At 66.6% G+C, this 2,047-nt stretch carries 2 protein-coding genes; both read right to left on the minus strand.

Features of this window, described 5'->3' with window-relative positions; genetic code table 11:
* Positions 1 to 895, minus strand: an 895-nt coding sequence (locus CC207_RS28075; protein ID WP_256582355.1) for a FimV family protein, incomplete at its 3' end; no start/stop codon positions are given.
* Positions 896 to 966: 71 nt separating this feature from the next.
* Complete coding sequence (locus tag CC207_RS24835; RefSeq protein ID WP_088852924.1) at positions 967 to 1,974, minus strand: aspartate-semialdehyde dehydrogenase; 1,008 nt, start codon at positions 1,972 to 1,974, stop codon at positions 967 to 969.
* Between the last annotated feature and the right edge of the window lie 73 nt (positions 1,975 to 2,047).

Here is a 2,047-nt window from a genome sequence, read left to right on the forward strand (position 1 = left end):
TGTCGCGACGGCTGGTGTCGAGGCTTTCCTGGGCCACGGCCAGCTTGTCGCCGAGCGCCTTGGCCTCACCGGCCGCGCCCTTGCCGCCTGGTGCCACCAGGCGCAGGTTGTCGCCCTGGGCGATGCGTGCCGGCGCGGCGCCGGCCTCGCCACGGCGGGTGGCGTCCAGTTGCCGTGCACGCGGGCCAAGGCGACGGCCTTCGCGCCAGGCGGCGTACTGCTCGGCCACTTCACGGTTGGCCTGGGCCTGGGGAATGCTCTGCACCTGCTGCTGATCGGGCAGGCGCAGGACCTGGCCGATCTTGAGCTGGTTGATGTTGTTGCCGATGAAGGCATCCGGGTTCAGTGCCTGGATCGCCAGCATGGTCTGCTGGATCGAGCCGCCGTTGCTGTTGCGCGCGGCGATCTGCCAGAGGGTGTCGCGGCGCTTGGTGGTGTAGCTGCCCGCGCTGACCGCCGGGTTGATATTGGCCTGGGTCGGCTGGCTACCCTGGGCCTGGGCCTGGTCGAGCAGCACGCTGTAGTCGCGCAGCAGACGGCCCTGGGGCCACATGACCTGGACCAGGAACTTGACCACCGGCTCCGGCAACGCCTTGCTGGAGGTGACCCGCAGCACGCTCTTGCCGTTGGGGTTGATCACCGGCGTGAACGTGAGGTCTTCGAGGTACGGTGGGAAGGCCACCCCTGCCTTGGCGAACTCTTCCGGCGACGCCAGGCTGGGCGCCATCTGCGCCGCGGTGAGGTCACGCACATCGAGCAGTTCGATCTCGGCATCCAGCGGCTGGTTCTGCGCCGACTTGAGGGTCAGCTCGCCCAACCCCAGAGCGTTCGCCACGCCGGACGACAGCGCCGAGGCTGCAGCGATGGCCAGAACCAGTTTGCGAATTCGAAGCATGAACTCTTCCCTTGTATGAAGCGTCCCGAAAACCTTTGCGCGGTTCAGGACAAAATTGCTCGCAGTATCTTTTACGCCATGTGTTTTATCAACAATTGTGCCGCCTGCACGGCATTCAGCGCCGCGCCCTTGCGCACATTGTCGGTGGTCAGCCACAGATTCAGCTGCTGGTCTTCATCGACACCATGGCGTACACGACCAACATAGACCACGTCCTGGCCCACTGCGTCCCCCACTGGTGTCGGATAATCGCCCGCTTCGACCAACTCGATGCCGTCGGCGGCTTCCAGCGCGGCGTTGACGGCCGCCAGATCGACCGGATTACGGCTTTGCACGGCGACACTGAAGCTATCGCCGAAAAACACCGGGACTTGAATGCAGGTCACGGAAATCTTCAGCTGTGGCAGGTCGAGCACCTGGCGCAGCTCGCCGACCAGGCGGCGCTCCACGGCCGTGTGGCCCTGTTCATCGGGGGTGCCGACCTGGGGCAGCAGGTTGAAGGCGACCTGGCGGTCGAAGAAGCGCGGCTCCAGCGGGCGTGCGTTGAGCAACTCGGCGGTCTGCCGGGCGAGCTCGCTGACGGCCTCCCTGCCCTGCTCCGAAACCGCGAGGCAGGCATTGACCTGCACGCGCTCGATATCGAGCAGCCCCTTGAGCGGCGCCAGCGCCACGGCCAGGGCCACCGCGCCGGCGCTCGGGCTGGTGATCAGTGCGGGCCGAGCGAGTTCGGCGATGCGCTCGCCATTGGCTTCCGGAACCAGCACGGTGGCGCCGTCCAGGGCGCCGGACAGGTCGATCACCGCGCAACCGGCGGCGATGGCCTTGGGCGCGAAGCTGCGGCTCACGGCGGGGCTGGCGGCGAAGAACACCAGTTGCGCCTGGGTGAAGTCGAAGCCGTCAACTTCGCGGACTTTCAGCTTCTTGCCGGCGAACATGACGCTGCTGCCGGCGGACTCCATGCTGGCCAGCAGGTGCAGGGTGGAGACCGGGAAGGCCACTTCCTCGAGGATCTGGACGAGGGATTCACCGACGGTGCCGGTGGCGCCGACTACGGCGATGTCTAGGGCGGGGGTGGACATGGGATCGGTTCCTTTCTGCGGGGTACGGCGGGGGAGCGGCACTTTACTTGGATTGTGGGGTGGGAGGTAGGTT

The organism is Pseudomonas sp. DrBHI1, from assembly GCF_002205115.1.
In the GTDB taxonomy this organism is placed as follows: Bacteria; Pseudomonadota; Gammaproteobacteria; order Pseudomonadales; family Pseudomonadaceae; genus Aquipseudomonas; species Aquipseudomonas mosselii.